A 16757-nucleotide genomic window follows, 5' to 3' on the forward strand; every position below is an offset into this window, starting at 1 on the left:
GGCTACAAGTCGCCGTTCGGCTTCAGAAGGGCGAAATCATCTGCCAGGTCCCGCAATTCCGCGTCAAGAAGGCGGTGTCACTCGCCCGAATCGTGACTTCCTGCGGATTTCTGGTCTTGTTGCTATCGATAACGTCGCTCGTATCAGGGCTGCGCAGCCGCGCCCAATAACACTCGGTCCCACCAGCGTTGTGATACTTGCCCACCGGGATATCGACCCAGACAAGGTATGTGCCGTCATTGTCGATGACTGCCCAATTTGTGCCATTAGCGCCGATAACGGTCTTGGTGGCCGGCGATGTCGGCGGTGTGCGAATCACCGATTGAGTGATGGCGGGCTTCGCCGGGCTGCTGGTGATCGCGGTCGAGGCCGTGGTGTGCGTGGCATTTCCGCACCCCGCAAGCAGTATCGCGGAAGCGGTGAATGCGAGGCGCTTCATGCGTGGGAATTGTAAATGGCCCGAGCAGCTGTCGGCGGCTTTTGCCGCAAAGCGGAAGGCCGCTCAGCCAATGCGCAGGACTAAGCTTTCGCGGCCATTTTCCGCACCGAACTGCTTGGGCGCAATCGCCGCTTAGGGTTGGACGCGCATCTCGTAAAAACGCAGTCGCGCAACAACGTCAGCCTGACCCAGCGCTGGAGCACGGCCGATACCGAGGGTATGTGCGTGGATCTGCAAATTCGTGTTGTCCACCGACGCAGGGACATTGACGAGAAAAGGTTCGGCGGCGTTGGCGGCGATGAGGCGGTAGGCGGCCCCATCGAGCACGACGGTGGGAACGGTCAGGGGAGCAACGGTTCCTTGGAAGAGCCGGTCGATGACTGTCGGCGCCAGATCGATCCCCACCAGCACAGCCATGTCCGGTCCGCTCGGCGCAGGAATAGTGACCGCCTCCTTCCCGCGGATGGACACCTGGGACAAGGGAGCGGGTGGCGCACAGCGCGAGCCCGTGTGGGCGAAGAGTGCCCAGCGGTTCTCGATGTCTTTCACCGTGTAGTCGCACAGCAACGCGCGTGAATATCGGGGAGATTGCTGCACCCCGAGACGGCCGTCAATGGTGCCGGTTGCGGGGGACGTCGGCGATCGCCAGGACAAGACGAACCGGGGTCCGGCGGCCATTGTTTGGCTGTTCAGGTCGTCGAGGCTGGGCATGTAGGCCTGGTGGGCCTGGAATATGGGTGCTGGGCGCCATGCCATGCCATAAGCCCACGCGGCCGAGGCCTCGTCTGGGTCAATGTGGACCGTTTCCGACCCGATGGTTTTGACGAACCGTTCCGGCACGGCATAGAGGGCCCGCTGGCGTGCTTTGGCCTGGTCGATGCGCTTGCCGAACTTGCCCGGAGTGGCGAGCGTGAGCAGCCGGTCGACCGCTTGCCCGGGCGCTTGGACTGCGGCGACGATCCGGTCATGAGTGTGATCCCCTGTCGCGGACAGGACGGCGCGTTCTGCGCCGAGCGCTACGACGACTACCGCTACCGCGAGGACTACGAAGACGCGGCGAGCAATTTTGGAGAGAGGGGTGATCGCTATCCCGACGACGATCAGGCCAAGCAGGAGGAAAAGATGCGCTGGGCGCCCGACGGCGCTGCGGTCGGTGATCAACGTCACCAGCGTCACGAGCACCACGAAACTGCGGGAAATCTCGGCTCGCGCGCGGGCGTACATCACCCACAGCGCCGCTATCCACGCGAGGCTCATCACAACAGCGATGATGGTGAATGCGCTGAGAGGCAGCGCCATCCCGTCGCTGTAGCCCGACACTATGGCCGCCCCATACCTCAGCCAGGTCGGCAGGTCCTGCGGCCGTTGGCCGGCGAGCACCCACCAGACGAGGGTGGACATCGCGAACGCGGCCAGCGTTGCGCAGTGGCGGCCGATCTCCTTCCACCCGAGTAACAGCGAAGCGGCCAGCGCGATGGCCACGATGGCGATGCCGGTGTTGACCTTCACGAGCAGCTGAAGCCCTGCCACAGCGCCGAGCGCGCAGCAGGTGGTGAACACCGTCGAACGCGTAGGGCCATGCTGCAGCATTGGCACGGCCGCCCATACGAATGCCGCGAGAACGAGCAATTCTGGATACTTCAGTCCCGGATTCAGCCAGAACTCGATGTAGAGGACGGCGGTCACGCCGGTCGTGAAGAACGCGCCCAAGAGCGACGTCATCGGCGCGTGGCGCTGGCGGAGCGCTGCTGTGATGCCGAGGAACAGGGCGGCGAGCACGAGTGGCTGGTAGATGGAGGCGAGCAGCGACTGATCGAACGAGTAGTAGGCCGTGCTCTGCAGAAACCCAAGGGGTCCGTACGTGTACACGATTTGGGGGCCCCAAGCGAGATGGTGCATCCGGGCCAAGGCCAGGCCGGCTTCCCACGACTGATCTAGCCCGATGCCGGCGTCTACCGACGATTGGGGCCAGAGAATGAACGAGGCGATGGCCGCCGAAAGGACTCGCTGCCAGCGGGCAGCACCCCACGCCGGCGCCCTCATCAGGTCCTGACCGAACGTTCTCATCGGTACAAAAGCCGATGCCATTGCGGCAAATTATCAAAACCTCAGCCGCAAGTGTGGCATTGCTGCGGGGAAGTCGCCGATGGCCGGGGCCGGCAACTGGGGTTTTGCCGCTCGTCGACAGCGCGTCGCGGGTCGGGCGGCGCAGGGCGACGACCCAGGACTGTTACCGGCCCAAGGAGCGTTGTTGCTACTGATCTAGGCTGACCAGAGGCATTGCGCAGCGGACATGCTGAAGGCACAGCGAAGACGACTCAGGAAAGACAGGGAGAAATCAAGTGACGGTCCGAGTAGGTATCAACGGCTTCGGTCGAATCGGGCGGAACTTCTACCGGGCCTTATTGGCTCAACAGGAGCAAGGCACCGCTGACATCGAGGTGGTCGCGGTCAACGACCTCACCGACAACGCCAGCCTGGCGCACCTGCTGAAATTCGACTCCATCCTGGGCCGCCTGCCCCACGACGTCGGCCTCGAGGGTGACGACACCATCGTCGTCGGCAGCAAGAAGATCAAGGCGCTCGAGGTCAAGGAAGGCCCGGCGGCGCTGCCCTGGGGCGACCTGGGCGTCGACGTCGTCGTCGAGTCCACCGGCATCTTCACCAACGCCGCCAAGGCCAAGGGCCACCTGGACGCGGGCGCCAAGAAGGTGATCATCTCCGCGCCGGCCACCGATGAGGACATCACCATCGTGCTGGGCGTCAACGACGACAAGTACGACGGCAGCCAGAACATCATCTCCAACGCTTCGTGCACCACGAACTGCCTCGGCCCGATCGCCAAGGTCCTCAACGACGAGTTCGGCATCGTCAAGGGGCTGATGACCACCATCCACGCCTACACCCAGGACCAGAACCTGCAGGACGGCCCGCACAAGGACCTGCGCCGGGCGCGTGCCGCCGCGCTGAACATCGTGCCGACCTCCACCGGCGCCGCCAAGGCCATCGGCCTGGTGCTACCGGAGCTGAAGGGCAAGCTGGACGGGTACGCGCTGCGGGTGCCGATCCCCACCGGCTCGGTCACCGACCTCACCGCCGAGCTGCGCAAGTCGGCCACCGCCGACGAGATCAACGCCGCGATGAAGGCCGCCGCCGAGGGGCCCATGAAGGGCATCCTGAAGTACTACGACGCGCCGATCGTGTCCAGCGACATCGTCACCGACCCGCACAGCTCGATCTTCGACTCCGGCCTGACCAAGGTGATCGACGACCAGGCCAAGGTGGTGTCCTGGTACGACAACGAATGGGGCTACTCCAACCGCCTCGTCGACCTGGTCGCCCTGGTCGGCAAGTCGCTGTAAACCGTGGCCGTCCACGATCTGAAAGACCTGCTCGCCGAAGGGGTTTCGGGGCGCGGCGTGCTGGTGCGCTCCGATCTGAACGTGCCACTCGATGACGGCAAGATCACCGATGCCGGCCGCATCACCGCCTCGGTGCCGACACTGAGGGCGTTGGTCGACGCCGGCGCCAAGGTGGTGGTCACCGCGCATCTGGGGCGGCCCAAGGGTGGAGCCGACCCGAAGCTGTCACTGGCACCCGTTGCCGCGGCGCTCGGTGAGCAGCTCGGCCGGCACGTGCAGCTGGCCGGCGATGTCGTGGGCACCGACGCGCTGGCGCGCGCCGAGGGGCTGACCGACGGCGACATCCTGCTGCTGGAGAACATCCGCTTCGACGCCCGGGAAACCAGCAAGGACGACGGCGAACGGCTGGCACTGGCCCGACAGCTGGCCGAATTGGTCGGGCCGACAGGCGCTTTCGTCTCCGACGGCTTCGGCGTGGTGCACCGCAAGCAGGCCTCCGTGTACGACATAGCCACCCTGCTGCCGCACTACGCCGGCACGCTGGTGGCCCAGGAGATCCAAGTGCTGGAGCAGTTGACGAGCTCGACGGAGCGGCCCTACGCCGTGGTGCTCGGCGGGTCCAAGGTCTCCGACAAGCTCGGCGTCATCGAGTCGCTGGCGACCAAGGCCGACAGCATCGTCATCGGCGGCGGTATGTGCTTCACCTTCCTTGCCGCGCAAGGGTTTTCGGTGGGCAAGTCGCTGCTGGAAGAAGACATGGTGGAGACCTGCCGGAACCTCCTCGACACCTACGTCGACGTGCTGCGCCTGCCCAGGGACATCGTGGTGGCGGAGAAGTTCGCGGCCGACTCACCGCCGCAAACCGTGTCGGCCGACGCGATCCCGGACGACATGATCGGCCTGGACATCGGGCCGGATTCGGTCAAACGGTTTACGGCGCTGTTGTGCAACGCCAGGACCCTGTTCTGGAACGGCCCGATGGGCGTGTTCGAGTTTCCCGCCTTCGCCGCCGGCACGAAGGGTGTCGCCGAGGCCATCGCGGAGGCGACCGGCAAGGGCGCGTTCAGCGTGGTCGGCGGTGGCGACTCCGCGGCCGCGGTGCGCGCCCTGCGCATCCCGGAGGGCGATTTCTCCCACATCTCCACCGGGGGTGGCGCGTCGCTGGAATACCTTGAGGGCAAGACGCTGCCGGGCATCGAGGTGCTGAGCCGGCCCCAGCCAAGCGAAGGAGACGCGTGAGCCGCAAGCCACTGATCGCCGGCAACTGGAAGATGAACCTCAACCACTTCGAGGCGATCGCGCTGGTGCAGAAGATCGCCTTCGCGCTGCCGGACAAGTATTACGACAAGGTCGACGTCACGGTCCTGCCGCCGTTCACGGATCTGCGCAGCGTGCAGACCCTGGTCGACGGCGACAAGCTGCGGTTGACCTACGGCGGGCAGGACCTGTCCCAGCACGACTCGGGCGCCTACACCGGCGACGTCAGCGGCGCATTCCTGGCCAAGCTGGGTTGCACGTTCGTCGTCGTCGGGCACTCGGAGCGGCGGACCTACCACCACGAGGACGACGCGGTGGTGGCCGCCAAGGCCGCCGCGGCGCTCAAGCACGAATTGACCCCGATCGTGTGCATCGGCGAACACCTCGAGGTTCGCGAGGCGGGAGATCACGTCGGCCACTGCGAGGAGCAGCTGCGCGGCTCGCTGGCCGGGCTGTCCGCTGAGCAGATCGGCAAGGTCGTCATCGCCTACGAACCGGTGTGGGCCATCGGCACCGGGCGGGTGGCCAGCGCCGCCGACGCCCAGGAGGTGTGCGCGGCGATCCGCAAGCAGTTGGCGTCCCTCGCGTCGCCAGAGATCGCCGACGGCGTGCGGGTGCTTTACGGCGGATCCGTGAACGCCAAGAACATCGGCGAACTGATCGGCCGCGACGACATCGACGGCGGTCTGGTCGGGGGCGCGTCCCTGGACGGCGAGCAGTTCGCGACGCTGGCGGCGATCGCCGCCGGTGGGCCTCTTCCATAGGGGGGTGCCCTGAGAACGACTCCGCCCCGGTAGGCTGGCCGTCATGCAGTTGGCTTTGCAGATCACCCTGGTCGTCACCAGCATCCTGGTGGTGCTGTTGGTGCTGCTGCACCGCGCCAAGGGTGGCGGCCTGTCCACGCTGTTCGGTGGCGGCGTGCAGTCCAGCCTGTCCGGCTCCACGGTGGTGGAAAAGAACCTGGACCGGCTGACGTATTTCATCACCGCCATCTGGCTGGTGTGCATCGTCGGCATGGAGCTGATGATCAAGTACCGCTGACTGCGCCGATCCCGCACGGTCACAGCGCGGCGGCGAGCCTCCACAGGGCTTCGCGGTCTGCCGAGGCGGACCGGTCCAGCGGGCTGAGCACGATATCGGTGGCTCCGGCGTCACGGTAGCGGCGCAACTGGCGCGCCACAGACTCCTCGGGCCCGACCGCGGCGAGGTCGACGACGCTGGTGAGACCTTCGCGGGCGATCACATTGCGGTATGACGGGATGGCCTCATAAAAGTTCAGTTGCTGTGCGGCGGCGCTGCGAGCGCCCTCGATGTCGTCGGACAGCAGCACGGGCACCGCGGCGATGACGCGCGGCGCCGGCCGGCCCGCCTCGGCCGCCGCCCTGGTGATTTCCGGGACAATGAATTCTTCGAGCGTGCGGGGCCCGGCCAGGTAGGGCAGCGTCCCGTCGGCCAACTCGCCGGTGACCCGCAACGCCTTGGGGCCCATCGCCGCCACGTACACCGGAATCGGGGTGCCGCCGGGCACCTGCACCGGCCAGCTCGGGCTGGCGTGCAGCTCGCTGCCGTGAAAGTCGACACCGCCGGCGCTGAACACCGAGGCCAGGATCGTCAGGTGCTCGCGCAGTCGGGTGATGGTGTTGGGGAAGTCGGTGCCGAAGGCCGGGCGCTCCACCTGGCGGGCGCCCAGTCCCAGCCCCAGGCTGAAGGTGCCGTGCGCGGCGGCCTGCGCCGTTTGCGCCAACGACGCGACGATCAGCGGGTGACGAGGGTTGATCGGCACCACCGAGGTGCCCACGCCCAGCCCCGGCACGGCGGCCCCGACGAGCGCGGCGAGCGCGATGGCGTCGTAATTCTGCTGCTGCGGCAGCCACACTTGCCCGACCCCGAGCTCGTGGGCTCGTTGGGCTTGGGCGATGACGTCGTCGACCAGGTTGGGGGCATCGGGACGGGCCATGAGAATGATTCCGGTGGACATGTCCGCAACCAACACGGCCGATCGGCCGGTCATTCCTGCCGAATCACCGTGATCTGAGCTGCTGGGCGCCATGGTGATTCGCGGCTGCGGGTGATCCCCGACGGGCGGACGCCGACGTCCGCATCGATACTTGGTCACATGGTTGACGCATCCGAGGGCACGCTGGAACCGATCGGCGCAGTGCAGCGCACCCCGGTGGGCCGTGAGGCGACGGAGCCCATGCGGGCCGACATCAGGTTGCTGGGCGCCATCCTGGGCGACACGGTCCGCGAGCAGAACGGGGACGAGGTGTTCGAGCTCGTCGAGCGGGCCCGGGTGGAATCGTTCCGGGTGCGCCGCTCCGAGATCGACCGCGCCGAGCTGGCGCGGATGTTCTTTCGCATCGACATCCACCAGGCGATCCCGGTCGTCCGGGCGTTCAGCCACTTTGCGTTGCTCGCCAACGTCGCCGAGGACATCCACCGCGAGCGCCGCCGGGCGATCCACGTCGCCGCCGGCGAAGCGCCGCAGGACAGCAGCCTGGCCGCCACCTACGCCAAACTCGATCGGGCGCAACTGGATTCGGCCACGGTCGCCGGTGCACTGAAGGGCGCGGTGGTGGCCCCGGTCATCACCGCGCACCCCACCGAGACCCGCCGGCGCACCGTCTTCGTCACCCAGCACCGGATCACCGAACTGATGCGGCTGCGGGCCGAGGGCCACACGGAGACCGACGAGGGCCGCAACATCGAACTCGAGCTGCGCCGCCAAGTCCTGACGCTGTGGCAGACCGCGCTGATCCGGTTGTCGCGGCTGCAGATCACCGACGAGATCGAGGTGGGGCTGCGCTATTACGCCGCCGCGTTCTTCCGCGTGGTCCCGCAGGTCAACGCGCAGGTGCGCGACGCGCTGCGGGCCCGCTGGCCCGGCCCCGACCTACTGAACCAGCCGATCGTGCAGCCCGGGTCCTGGATCGGCGGTGACCGCGACGGCAATCCGAACGTGACGGCCGACGTGGTGCGCCAGGCCACCGGCAACGCCGCGTTCACCGCGCTGGCGCACTACCTGGCCGAGCTGACCGCCCTGGAACAGGAGCTGTCGATGTCGGCGCGCCTGGTGGCGGTCACCCCCGCATTGAGCGAGCTGGCGCAGGGCTGCGAGGAGAAAGCCCGCGCCGATGAGCCCTACCGGCGCGCGGTGCGGGTGATCCGCGCCCGGCTCACCGCGACGGGCGCCGAGATCCTGGACCGGCGACCGCAGCACGGGCTGGACCTGGGGTTGCCGCCTTACGCCGCCCCGGGGGAGTTGCAGGCCGATCTGGACACCATCGATGCGTCGCTGCGCGCGCACGGGAGCGCCCTGCTGGCCGACGATCGCCTGGCGTTGCTGCGAGAAGGCGTGCGGGTCTTCGGTTTTCATCTGTGCGGCCTGGACATGCGGCAAAACTCCGACGTGCACGAGGAGGTGGTCGCGGAGCTGCTGGCCTGGGCTGGGGTGCATCCCGACTACGGTTCGCTGTCCGAAGGCGACCGGGTCGAGCTGTTGGCCGCGGAGCTGGCCACCCGCCGTCCGCTGGTCGGCGACCGCGGGGTGGGGGTACCGCCCGCTTGCGGGGGACTGTCCGAGCTGGCCGGCAAAGAGCTGGGCGTGGTCCGCGCGGCCGCCCACGCGATCGCGCGCTACGGGCCGTCCGCCGTGCCGAACTACGTGATCTCCATGTGCCGGTCGGTCTCCGACGTCCTGGAGGCCGCGATCCTGCTCAAGGAGGCCGGCCTGATCGACACCTCCGGGGACGCGCCGTACTGCCCGGTGGGCATCTCGCCGCTCTTCGAGACGATCGACGATCTGCGCAACGGCGCCACGATCCTGCACGAGATGCTCGAGCTCCCGATCTATCGCGCGCTGGTGGCCGCGCGCGACGACAGCCAGGAAGTGATGCTGGGCTATTCCGACTCCAACAAGGACGGCGGGTATCTGGCCTCCAGCTGGGCGGTGTACCGAGCCGAGCTGGCCCTGGTGGAGGTGGCGCGCAAGACCGGAATCCGGTTGCGCCTCTTTCACGGTCGCGGCGGCACCGTCGGCCGCGGTGGCGGGCCGAGTTACGAAGCCATCCTGGCCCAGCCCCCCGGGGCGGTGAACGGTTCGCTGCGGCTCACCGAACAGGGCGAGGTGATCGCCGCGAAATATGCCGAACCGCAAGCGGCGCAACGCAATCTGGAGACTCTGCTGGCGGCCACTCTGGAGTCCACGCTGCTGGACGTGGAGGGATTGGGTGATGCCGCGGAACCGGCGTATGCGGTGCTCGACGAGGTGGCCGGGCTCGCGCAGCGCGCCTATGCCGAATTGGTGCACGAGACACCGGGTTTCGTCGACTACTTCATGGCGTCCACGCCGGTCAGCGAGATTGGGTCGCTGAACATCGGCAGCCGGCCCACCTCGCGCAAACCCACCGAGTCCATCTCGGACCTGCGCGCGATCCCGTGGGTGCTCGCCTGGAGCCAGTCGCGCGTGATGTTGCCCGGCTGGTACGGCACCGGGTCGGCGTTCGAGCAGTGGATCGCGGCGGGCCCGGAAGGCGAGAGCGAGCGGGTGGACATCCTGCACGACTTGTACCAGCGCTGGCCGTTTTTCCGCAGTGTGCTGTCGAACCTGGCCCAGGTGCTGGCCAAGAGCGACCTCGGGCTGGCGGCGCGCTACGCCGAACTGGTGGACGACGAGGAATTGCGGCACCGCGTCTTTGACAAGATCGCCGACGAGCACCGGCGAACCATCGCCATGCACAAGCTCATCACCCGCCAGGACAACCTGCTCGCCGACAACCCGGCGCTGGCACGCTCGGTGTTCAACCGCTTCCCGTACCTCGAGCCGCTCAATCACCTGCAGGTGGAGCTGCTTCGCCGCTACCGGTCCGGCGATGACGACGAGTTGGTGCAGCGCGGCATCTTGCTGACGATGAACGGGCTGGCCAGCGCGCTGCGAAACAGCGGCTGATTACCCGCGATTCGGTCACCGGGCCGGGCCGCTCACGAATACCCTGGATCGACGCGACGCCGACCAAGGAGACCAGTGAGCGGATCCGGACTACCCCTGTGGCTACTTCTGGTTTCGGTTGTCGCGGTCGCGATTGCCATCGCGGTTGGCACCGTCTGGCTGGGAAATCGCATCCTGCCGACGCGGCGGTACGGGCAGCAGCCGAATCCGCCGATCGCCTCGTTCCTCACCGTCGTCGGATTCATCTACGGTGCCCTGCTGGGCTTCACCGTGGTGGCCACCTGGGAACACTTCTCGTCGACGCAGGTCGTCGTTTCCGGCGAGGCGTCGGCGCTGACGACGATGTATCGGCAAACCGTCGCGATGCCCGAACCCGAGCGCACCGAAGTTCAGCAGCTGTTGCGCAAGTACGCCGGCGCGGTGGCCGGCCCGGAGTGGAACAAACAGCGCAACGACGGCGCGCGCGCCGCGATCACCCGGATGTATCGCACCGTCGGCCGCCAGCAGCCCAACGTCGCGGCCAAGCCGATCAATCAGCAATTTCTCAACCAGCTCAGCGAGCTGGCGTCCGACCGTAACGAGCGGATCGTGGGCACCAAGCCCCGGATACCCGCCCTGATGTGGGCGGGCCTCATCTTCGGAGCGGTTGTGCTGGTTGCGTTTACGGGTCTGCTGCGGATCGGCAGCACGGTCGGTCACGTGATCGTGTCGGGGACCGTTGCGGTTCTGCTGGGTCTGCTGCTGTGCGTCGTGTTCCAGCTCGACCACTCGTATGCGACCGATCAACGGATTACGTCCGGGCCGTTTCAGCACGCCTTGGACATCTTCGATTCGGTCGACAACGACAGCCGCTACTTCCCGCGCTGAGCGTCGACGTTGCGGGCCTTCGCGAGCTACCTCAGCCCTTCAGCAGCTCGCCGACGTGCGCGGTGACCGAATCGGTGAGGCCTTGCAGGTCATAGCCGCCTTCGAGCACCGCCACCAACCGGCCGTCGCACAGAGTTTCGGCTGATGCCATCAATTCCCTTGTGACCCAGGCGAAGTCGGCGGCCGTCATGGTCAGTGAGCCGAGCGGGTCACGTGCGTGGGCGTCAAAGCCGGCCGACACGATGATCAGCTCGGGCGAAAACGCCTGCAGCGCAGGCAGGATTCGATCCTGAAACGCCGCGCGCAGTTCGGCTCCGCCATCACCCGGCGCCAGCGGCGAATTGAAGATGTTGCCGACGCCGGTTTCCCGCACCGCACCCGTCCCGGGGAACAGCGGCATCTGATGCGTGGACGCATAGAGCACACTCGGGTCGGAGTAGAAGATCTGCTGCGTGCCGTTGCCGTGATGAACGTCGAAATCGACGATCGCGACCCGCGCCAGCCCATGCTTGAGCTGTGCATGACGCGCGCCGATGCTGATGTTGTTGAACAGGCAGAAGCCCATGGCGCGCTCGGTCTCGGCATGGTGGCCCGGCGGGCGGCTGGCGACGAACGCGTTCTGCGCGTCGCCGGCCAGCACCCTGTCCACGGCCTGCAGCGTGGCGCCCACGCCGCGCAGCGCCGTCTCCCACGACGAGGGCTCCATCATGGTGTCGCCGCCGTCGAGGTAGACGTACCCGTCGTCGGGTCGCGCGGCTTCCAGTGCGTCGACGTAGCGATTGGAGTGCACGTAGCGCGTCGTCGCGAGGTCGGCGGGCTCGGCCTCCTCGCGCACCAGGGCGTCGAACTGCGGCCGGCTCAGCGCAGCCTCCACCGCACGGTAGCGGTCCGGCCGTTCCGGGTGGCCGGGGGCGGTCCGATGGGCGGCGAAGGCGGAGTGGTGCAGCAGCAACGTGGCCATCGAAAATCCTTATTTGTTCGGCTACTGCACGCTCCGGTTGCGCAGCCTGTCCACGAAGCCGCGTACCGCGTGCTCGGTGATCGCCAGCGGAGAAATCATGGTCTCGCCCACCCGCACCATGTCGTCGACCCGCGCGACGATGGCCTCCACCGGTTCGACCAGCGCGATCAACCGCTTGGCCAGGTCGTCGAGGCTGGCCATGGTGCCGTCCAGGTGATCCAGGCCGGTTTCCAGCCGTTCCACGGTGGCGTTCAGGCTGGACAGGGAACTGCTGAGCTCCTTCATCGTGGTGCTCAAACCGTCGAGGACGTCCTCGACCTGCTCCACGGTCTTGTCGGCGTTCAGCGCGGCCTGGGTGAGCGTTTTGATCCGGCTTCGCTCTTGCCCCCCGCGCACGGTTCTGTCTGCCATGTGGGTCATTATGCGCCACGAGCGTCACGCCAGCGTGACCTCCAACGCCGAACGTCACGCCAGCGTGACGCGCGGCGCCGGCGTCTAGCGGGGCAGCTTGGCCGCGGCGGCCTCGTCGAGCAGCCACAGCGTGGTGTCCTGACCGACCGCGCCGGCCGCCGGCACCGACACTGGTGCGGCCCCGCCGATCGCGGCGGCCACCGCGTCGGCCTTGCCGCCGCCGGAGACCATCAGCCAGACTTCGCGGGAATGGGCAACGGCGGGCAGCGTCAAGGTGATTCGCTGCGGCGGCGGTTTGGGGGAGTCATCGACCGAGACCACCATGCGGGTGGTTTCGAGCACGGCCGGGGTGTCGGGGAACAGCGAGTTGATGTGCCCCTCGGGGCCCATCCCCAGCAGGTGCACGTCGAAGTTCGGAACCGGCTCGCCGGGCGCGGCGTTGGCCGCCAGCAGCTGCTCGTAGGCCAGCGCCGCCGCGGCGAGGTCATTGCCGAATTCCCCATCGCTGGCCGGCATCGGATGCACCTGGCTGGACGGGATGTCGACGTGGGAGAGCAGCGCGGCCCGGGCCTGCTTGTCGTTGCGCTCGTCGTCGTCCTCGGGGACGTAGCGTTCGTCGCCCCAGAACAGGTGCACGGACGCCCAGTCGATCTCTCGTCCCATCAACGACTGCAGCAGTCCGATGCCGTTGCCGCCGCCGGTGAGCACGATGAGCGCTCGCCCCCGCGCCGCCACGGCGTTCGCGATGGTATCGGTCAGGCGCGCGGCGGCGGCGTCGACCATGGTCTGGCTGTCCGGGAAAATTTCGATGCTGGTGCTCACGCGTACTGCACTTTCTCAATGCCTTCGAGTGCTGATTGGTATATCTCGTCGGGATCCAGGCGACGCAGGTCTTCGGCGAGGCACTCACCGGTTTCCCTGCGCGCCAGGGGGAGTAGGGCGTCGGGCCGGGCCGTCCGGCTCAACGTGGCCGTCCTTCCTTCCTGCGGCCGGCTCAAGACGATGGTCTCGCTCTTGCGCACCAGCTCGATCTTGAGCTCGCCGACTGCCCGGCGCACCGGGCCGTCGATCCGGCTGGCCAGCCACCCCGCCAGGACGTCCAGGGCGGGCTCGGTTGCCAGGCCCGACACCAGCGCCGACTCGATCGGCTCGTGCGGCGTCAGGTCCACGGCCGAGGTGAGCAGCGCGCGCCAATAGGTGATGCGGGCCCAGGCGAGGTCGGTGTCGCCCGCGGTGTATCCGGGCAGCCGGCTCTTGATGGCCGCCAGCGGGTCAACCCCGTTGGTCGCGTCGGTGATGCGTCGAATGGCCAACCGCCCCAACGGATCTTGCGCGGGGACCGCCGGCGCGACGTCGGGCCACCAGACCACCACCGGGATGTCAGGCAGCAGGAAGGGGGTGACCACGCTGGCGGCGTGGCCGGACAGTGGCCCGGACAGCGAAAGCACCACGACTTCGCTGGCGCCGGTGTCGCCACCGGCGCGCAGCTGCGCGTCCAGGCGCGGTTTGTCCGCATACGGATTGCCCCTCATCGTCACGATGATCCGGCTGGGGTGCTCATGGCTGGCGTCGTTGGCGGCTGCCAGCGACGCCTCCAAGATCTCGTCGCTGTCCGGCGCGATGATCAAGGTCAGCACCCGGCCCATCGCGACGGCGCCGACCTTTTCACGCAATTCGTCGAGCTTCTTGTTGACCGCCGTGGTGGTGGTGTCTTCCATATCGATGATCAAATTGCGCCACTCTCCCCCGCACGCGGGAGGTGCCCCCACCTCATCGCTGCGTCCCCCTCGCCGCTGCGCGGCTGGGGGTGCCCCCACTGCATCGTCGTGACGCGGATCATCAGGGCCGCCGCCATTCGCGGCCGGTGCGGCGCAGCATCTCGAAGGCGGAGTCCGGGCCCCAGGTGCCCGATTCATACGGTTCGGGTTTACCACTGGCCGCCCAATTGTTGAGGACGGGATCGAGTATTTCCCAAGCCAATTCGACCTCTTCGTTGACCGGAAACAGGGACGGCTCGCCCAGCAGCACGTCAAGGATCAGCTGTTCGTAGGCTTCCGGCGATTCCTCGGCGAACGCCGAGCCGTAGGAGAAGTCCATGTTGACGTCGCGGACTTCCATCGCGGTGCCCGGGACCTTGGACCCGAAGCGCAGCGTGACACCTTCGTCGGGCTGCACGCGGATCACCATGGCGTTGGTGCCCAGCTCGTCGGTCATGGTCGCATCGAATGGCAGATGCGGCGCACGCTTGAAGATCAGCGCGATTTCGGTGACCCTGCGGCCCAGACGTTTTCCGGTGCGCAGGTAGAAGGGGACGCCGGCCCAGCGGCGGGTGTCCACCTCGAGCGTGATGGCGGCGAACGTCTCGGTGGTCGAGTCTTTGGCGAATCCCTCCTCGTCGAGCAGCCCGACGACCTTCTCGCCGCCCTGCCAGCCCGCGGCGTACTGGCCGCGGCTGGTGGTCTCGTCGAGGGGCTCGGCGAGGTGGGTGGCCGAGAGCACCTTGATCTTCTCGGCCTGCAGCGCCGACGGGCTGAAGCTGACCGGCTCCTCCATCGCGGTGAGCGCCAGCAGCTGCATCAGATGGTTCTGGATCACGTCGCGCGCCGCGCCGATGCCGTCGTAGTAGCCGGCCCGGCCGCCCAGACCGATGTCCTCGGCCATGGTGATCTGCACGTGGTCGACGTAGTGCGCGTTCCAGATCGGGTCGAACAACTGATTGGCGAACCGCAGCGCCAAGATGTTGCGGACGGTCTCCTTACCCAGGTAGTGGTCGATCCGGAAAACCGACTCCTCGGGAAAGACCGCGTTGACAGACTTGTTCAGCGCCTGTGCGCTTTCCAGGTCGTGGCCGAACGGTTTCTCGATGACCACCCGGCTCCACCGCTCGCCCTGCGGGCGCGCCAAACCCGACTTGTGCAACTGCTCGCACACCACCGGGAAGGACTTGGGTGGGATGGCCAGATAGAAGGCATGGTTGCCGCCGGTGCCGCGCTCGGCGTCCAGCTTGTCCAAGGTCTCGGCCAGCCGGCCGAACGCCTCGTCGTCGTCGAAAGCGCCTGGCACGAAACGGAATCCCTCGGCCAGCCGATCCCAGTTCTCCTGCCGGAAGGGCGTGCGGCAGTGTTCCTTGACGGCCTCGTGCACCACCTTGCCGAAATCCTGGGTGCTCCAATCCCGGCGGGCGAAGCCCACCAGGGAGAAGCTGGGCGGCAGCAGGCCACGGTTGGCCAAGTCGTAAATCGCCGGCATGACCTTCTTGCGGGCCAGGTCGCCGGTCACGCCGAAGATCACCATCCCGCAGGGCCCCGCGATGCGCGGCAGCCGCTTATCTCGCCTGTCCCGTAACGGGTTATGCCATTGTCGCGCGGTGCGGGCTGGGCTCATTTGGAGGTGGAATCCAGCTGCTTCTGCGTCTCGTCCAGCAGCTCGGTCCAGGAATCCACGAACTTCTCCACGCCCTCGTTCTCCAGCACCTTGAACACGTCGGTGAGGTCGATGCCGACCTCCGAAAGCTTGTCGAACACCTCCTGGGCGGCGTCGGCGGTGCCGGTGACCGTGTCACCCTTGATTTCGCCGTGCTCGGCGACCGCGTCAATCGTCTTCTCCGGCATGGTGTTCACCGTGTTCGGCGCCACCAGCTCGGTGACGTAGAGGGTGTCGGAGTAGTCGGGATTCTTGACGCCCGTCGACGCCCACAGCGGACGCTGAACCCGGGCCCCGTCGCCCTTGAGCGCCTCGAAGCGATCGCCGCCCTCGAACACCTCCTGGTAGGCCGCGTACGCCAGTCGGGCGTTGGCCACACCGGCCTGGCCCGCCAGCGCCTTCGCGTCCTCCGAGCCGATCTTCTCCAGTCGCTTGTCGACCTCGGTGTCCACCCTCGACACGAAGAACGAAGCGACGGAGTGGATCTTGGACAGGTCGTGGCCGGCCTCGCGGGCCTTCTCCAGGCCGGCCAGGTAGGCGTCCATCACCTGGCGGTGCCGCTCGACGGAGAAGATGAGGGTCACGTTAACCGAAATCCCCTCGGCCAGAACGGCGGTGATGGCCGGGATGCCGGCCTTGGTGGCCGGGATCTTGATGAACAGGTTCGGGCGGTCGACGATCTTCCACAGCTCGACGGCCTGAGCCACGGTCTTCTCCGTCTCGGCCGCCAGGCGCGGGTCGACCTCGATGGACACCCGGCCGTCCACGCCGTCGGACGCCTCCCACTCACGCTTCAAGACATCGCAGGCGTTGCGGACGTCGTCGGTGGTGACCGTGCGGATGGTGGCGTCGACGTCGGCGCCGCGCTCGGCGAGCTCGGCGATCTGGCCGTCGTAGGAATCGCCCTCCGCCAACGCTTTCTGGAAGATCGACGGGTTGGTGGTCACGCCGACAACGCTTTTGGTGTCGATCAGCTCTTGCAGGTTGCCCGACTGCAGCCGCTGCCGCGACAGGTCGTCAAGCCAGACGGATACGCCCGCGGCGGACAGCGCCGCCAGATTCGGGTTCTGAGCGGTCATGTGAATTACC

The 16757-nt window shown here is 67.2% G+C and carries 15 protein-coding genes; 6 read left to right on the forward strand and 9 right to left on the reverse strand.

The window, feature by feature from the left end; genetic code table 11:
* Nucleotides 1–22 precede the first annotated feature (22 nt).
* A complete protein-coding gene (locus AC5Y30_RS16550; RefSeq protein WP_499919741.1) occupies nucleotides 23–439 on the reverse strand; it encodes an Rv1352/Rv1906c domain-containing protein in 417 nt (138 codons plus the stop codon).
* Nucleotides 440–571: 132 nt separating this feature from the next.
* Entirely contained in the window at nucleotides 572–2527 is a 1956-nt protein-coding gene (locus tag AC5Y30_RS16555; RefSeq protein WP_499919742.1) for a hypothetical protein, read from the reverse strand.
* A 254-nt stretch (nucleotides 2528–2781) separates the two neighbouring features.
* Here AC5Y30_RS16555 and gap point away from each other — a divergent pair, with 254 nt between their 5' ends.
* Genes gap through secG form a run of 4 tightly spaced genes read left to right on the forward strand, consistent with a single transcriptional unit; the run spans nucleotide 2782 to nucleotide 6099 of the window.
* A complete protein-coding gene (gap, locus tag AC5Y30_RS16560) occupies nucleotides 2782–3801 on the forward strand; it encodes a type I glyceraldehyde-3-phosphate dehydrogenase (protein WP_499919743.1) in 1020 nt (339 codons plus the stop codon).
* Between the two features lie 3 nt (nucleotides 3802–3804).
* Entirely contained in the window at nucleotides 3805–5040 is a 1236-nt protein-coding gene (locus AC5Y30_RS16565; RefSeq protein WP_499919744.1) for a phosphoglycerate kinase, read from the forward strand.
* Nucleotides 5037–5822 carry a triose-phosphate isomerase gene (gene tpiA, locus AC5Y30_RS16570; RefSeq protein ID WP_499919745.1) on the forward strand — a complete coding sequence of 262 codons (786 nt, stop codon included), beginning with the start codon at nucleotides 5037–5039 and terminating at the stop codon, nucleotides 5820–5822. Before AC5Y30_RS16565 ends, tpiA begins: the two co-directional genes overlap by 4 nt.
* 43 nt (nucleotides 5823–5865) lie before the next feature.
* A complete protein-coding gene (secG, locus tag AC5Y30_RS16575) occupies nucleotides 5866–6099 on the forward strand; it encodes a preprotein translocase subunit SecG (protein ID WP_064879356.1) in 234 nt (77 codons plus the stop codon).
* Nucleotides 6100–6118: 19 nt separating this feature from the next.
* Here the strand turns inward: secG and AC5Y30_RS16580 are convergent, their stop codons facing one another.
* On the reverse strand, nucleotides 6119–7036 hold the full coding sequence (locus AC5Y30_RS16580; RefSeq protein WP_499919842.1) for an LLM class F420-dependent oxidoreductase: 918 nt from the start codon (nucleotides 7034–7036) through the stop codon (nucleotides 6119–6121).
* Nucleotides 7037–7174: 138 nt separating this feature from the next.
* On the opposite strand from AC5Y30_RS16580, the gene ppc reads away from it, so the two are divergent.
* The gene (gene ppc, locus AC5Y30_RS16585; protein ID WP_499919746.1) at nucleotides 7175–10006 is read left to right on the forward strand and encodes a phosphoenolpyruvate carboxylase; all 2832 of its coding nucleotides are present in this window, start codon (nucleotides 7175–7177) and stop codon (nucleotides 10004–10006) included.
* A gap of 75 nt (nucleotides 10007–10081) precedes the next feature.
* Nucleotides 10082–10873 carry a bestrophin-like domain gene (locus AC5Y30_RS16590; protein WP_499919747.1) on the forward strand — a complete coding sequence of 264 codons (792 nt, stop codon included), beginning with the start codon at nucleotides 10082–10084 and terminating at the stop codon, nucleotides 10871–10873.
* Between the two features lie 31 nt (nucleotides 10874–10904).
* Here AC5Y30_RS16590 and AC5Y30_RS16595 read toward each other — a convergent pair whose 3' ends face one another.
* The 6 genes from AC5Y30_RS16595 to tal all read right to left on the reverse strand — a co-directional run bounded on the left by AC5Y30_RS16595 (nucleotide 10905) and on the right by tal (nucleotide 16747).
* A complete protein-coding gene (locus tag AC5Y30_RS16595) occupies nucleotides 10905–11834 on the reverse strand; it encodes a histone deacetylase family protein (RefSeq protein WP_499919748.1) in 930 nt (309 codons plus the stop codon).
* A 21-nt stretch (nucleotides 11835–11855) separates the two neighbouring features.
* Complete coding sequence (locus tag AC5Y30_RS16600) at nucleotides 11856–12254, reverse strand: ATPase (protein WP_499919749.1); 399 nt, start codon at nucleotides 12252–12254, stop codon at nucleotides 11856–11858.
* 75 nt (nucleotides 12255–12329) lie between these two features.
* Nucleotides 12330–13067: a 6-phosphogluconolactonase gene (gene pgl, locus AC5Y30_RS16605; RefSeq protein WP_499919750.1), complete on the reverse strand. Its 738-nt coding sequence runs from the start codon at nucleotides 13065–13067 to the stop codon at nucleotides 12330–12332.
* On the reverse strand, nucleotides 13064–13975 hold the full coding sequence (gene opcA, locus AC5Y30_RS16610; RefSeq protein ID WP_499919843.1) for a glucose-6-phosphate dehydrogenase assembly protein OpcA: 912 nt from the start codon (nucleotides 13973–13975) through the stop codon (nucleotides 13064–13066). The genes pgl and opcA overlap by 4 nt, the downstream gene beginning before the upstream one ends.
* A 109-nt stretch (nucleotides 13976–14084) precedes the next feature.
* Nucleotides 14085–15629 carry a glucose-6-phosphate dehydrogenase gene (gene zwf / locus AC5Y30_RS16615; protein WP_499919751.1) on the reverse strand — a complete coding sequence of 515 codons (1545 nt, stop codon included), beginning with the start codon at nucleotides 15627–15629 and terminating at the stop codon, nucleotides 14085–14087.
* The gene (gene tal / locus AC5Y30_RS16620; RefSeq protein WP_499919752.1) at nucleotides 15626–16747 is read right to left on the reverse strand and encodes a transaldolase; all 1122 of its coding nucleotides are present in this window, start codon (nucleotides 16745–16747) and stop codon (nucleotides 15626–15628) included. Before tal ends, zwf begins: the two co-directional genes overlap by 4 nt.
* Between the last annotated feature and the right edge of the window lie 10 nt (nucleotides 16748–16757).

The organism is Mycobacterium sp. NGS27, assembly GCF_059813005.1.

Excerpts from the sequence above, each read along its gene's own strand:
- AC5Y30_RS16550 (WP_499919741.1), bottom strand. The coding sequence starts at position 439 with ATGAAGCGCCTCGCATTCACCGCTTCCGCGATACTGCTTGCGGGGTGC.
- ppc (WP_499919746.1), top strand. The coding sequence starts at position 7,175 with ATGGTTGACGCATCCGAGGGCACGCTGGAACCGATCGGCGCAGTGCAG.
- secG (WP_064879356.1), top strand. The coding sequence starts at position 5,866 with ATGCAGTTGGCTTTGCAGATCACCCTGGTCGTCACCAGCATCCTGGTG.
- AC5Y30_RS16580 (WP_499919842.1), bottom strand. The coding sequence starts at position 7,036 with ATGTCCACCGGAATCATTCTCATGGCCCGTCCCGATGCCCCCAACCTG.
- tal (WP_499919752.1), bottom strand. The coding sequence starts at position 16,747 with ATGACCGCTCAGAACCCGAATCTGGCGGCGCTGTCCGCCGCGGGCGTA.
- AC5Y30_RS16555 (WP_499919742.1), bottom strand. The coding sequence starts at position 2,527 with ATGGCATCGGCTTTTGTACCGATGAGAACGTTCGGTCAGGACCTGATG.
- zwf (WP_499919751.1), bottom strand. The coding sequence starts at position 15,629 with ATGAGCCCAGCCCGCACCGCGCGACAATGGCATAACCCGTTACGGGAC.
- AC5Y30_RS16595 (WP_499919748.1), bottom strand. The coding sequence starts at position 11,834 with ATGGCCACGTTGCTGCTGCACCACTCCGCCTTCGCCGCCCATCGGACC.
- AC5Y30_RS16600 (WP_499919749.1), bottom strand. The coding sequence starts at position 12,254 with ATGACCCACATGGCAGACAGAACCGTGCGCGGGGGGCAAGAGCGAAGC.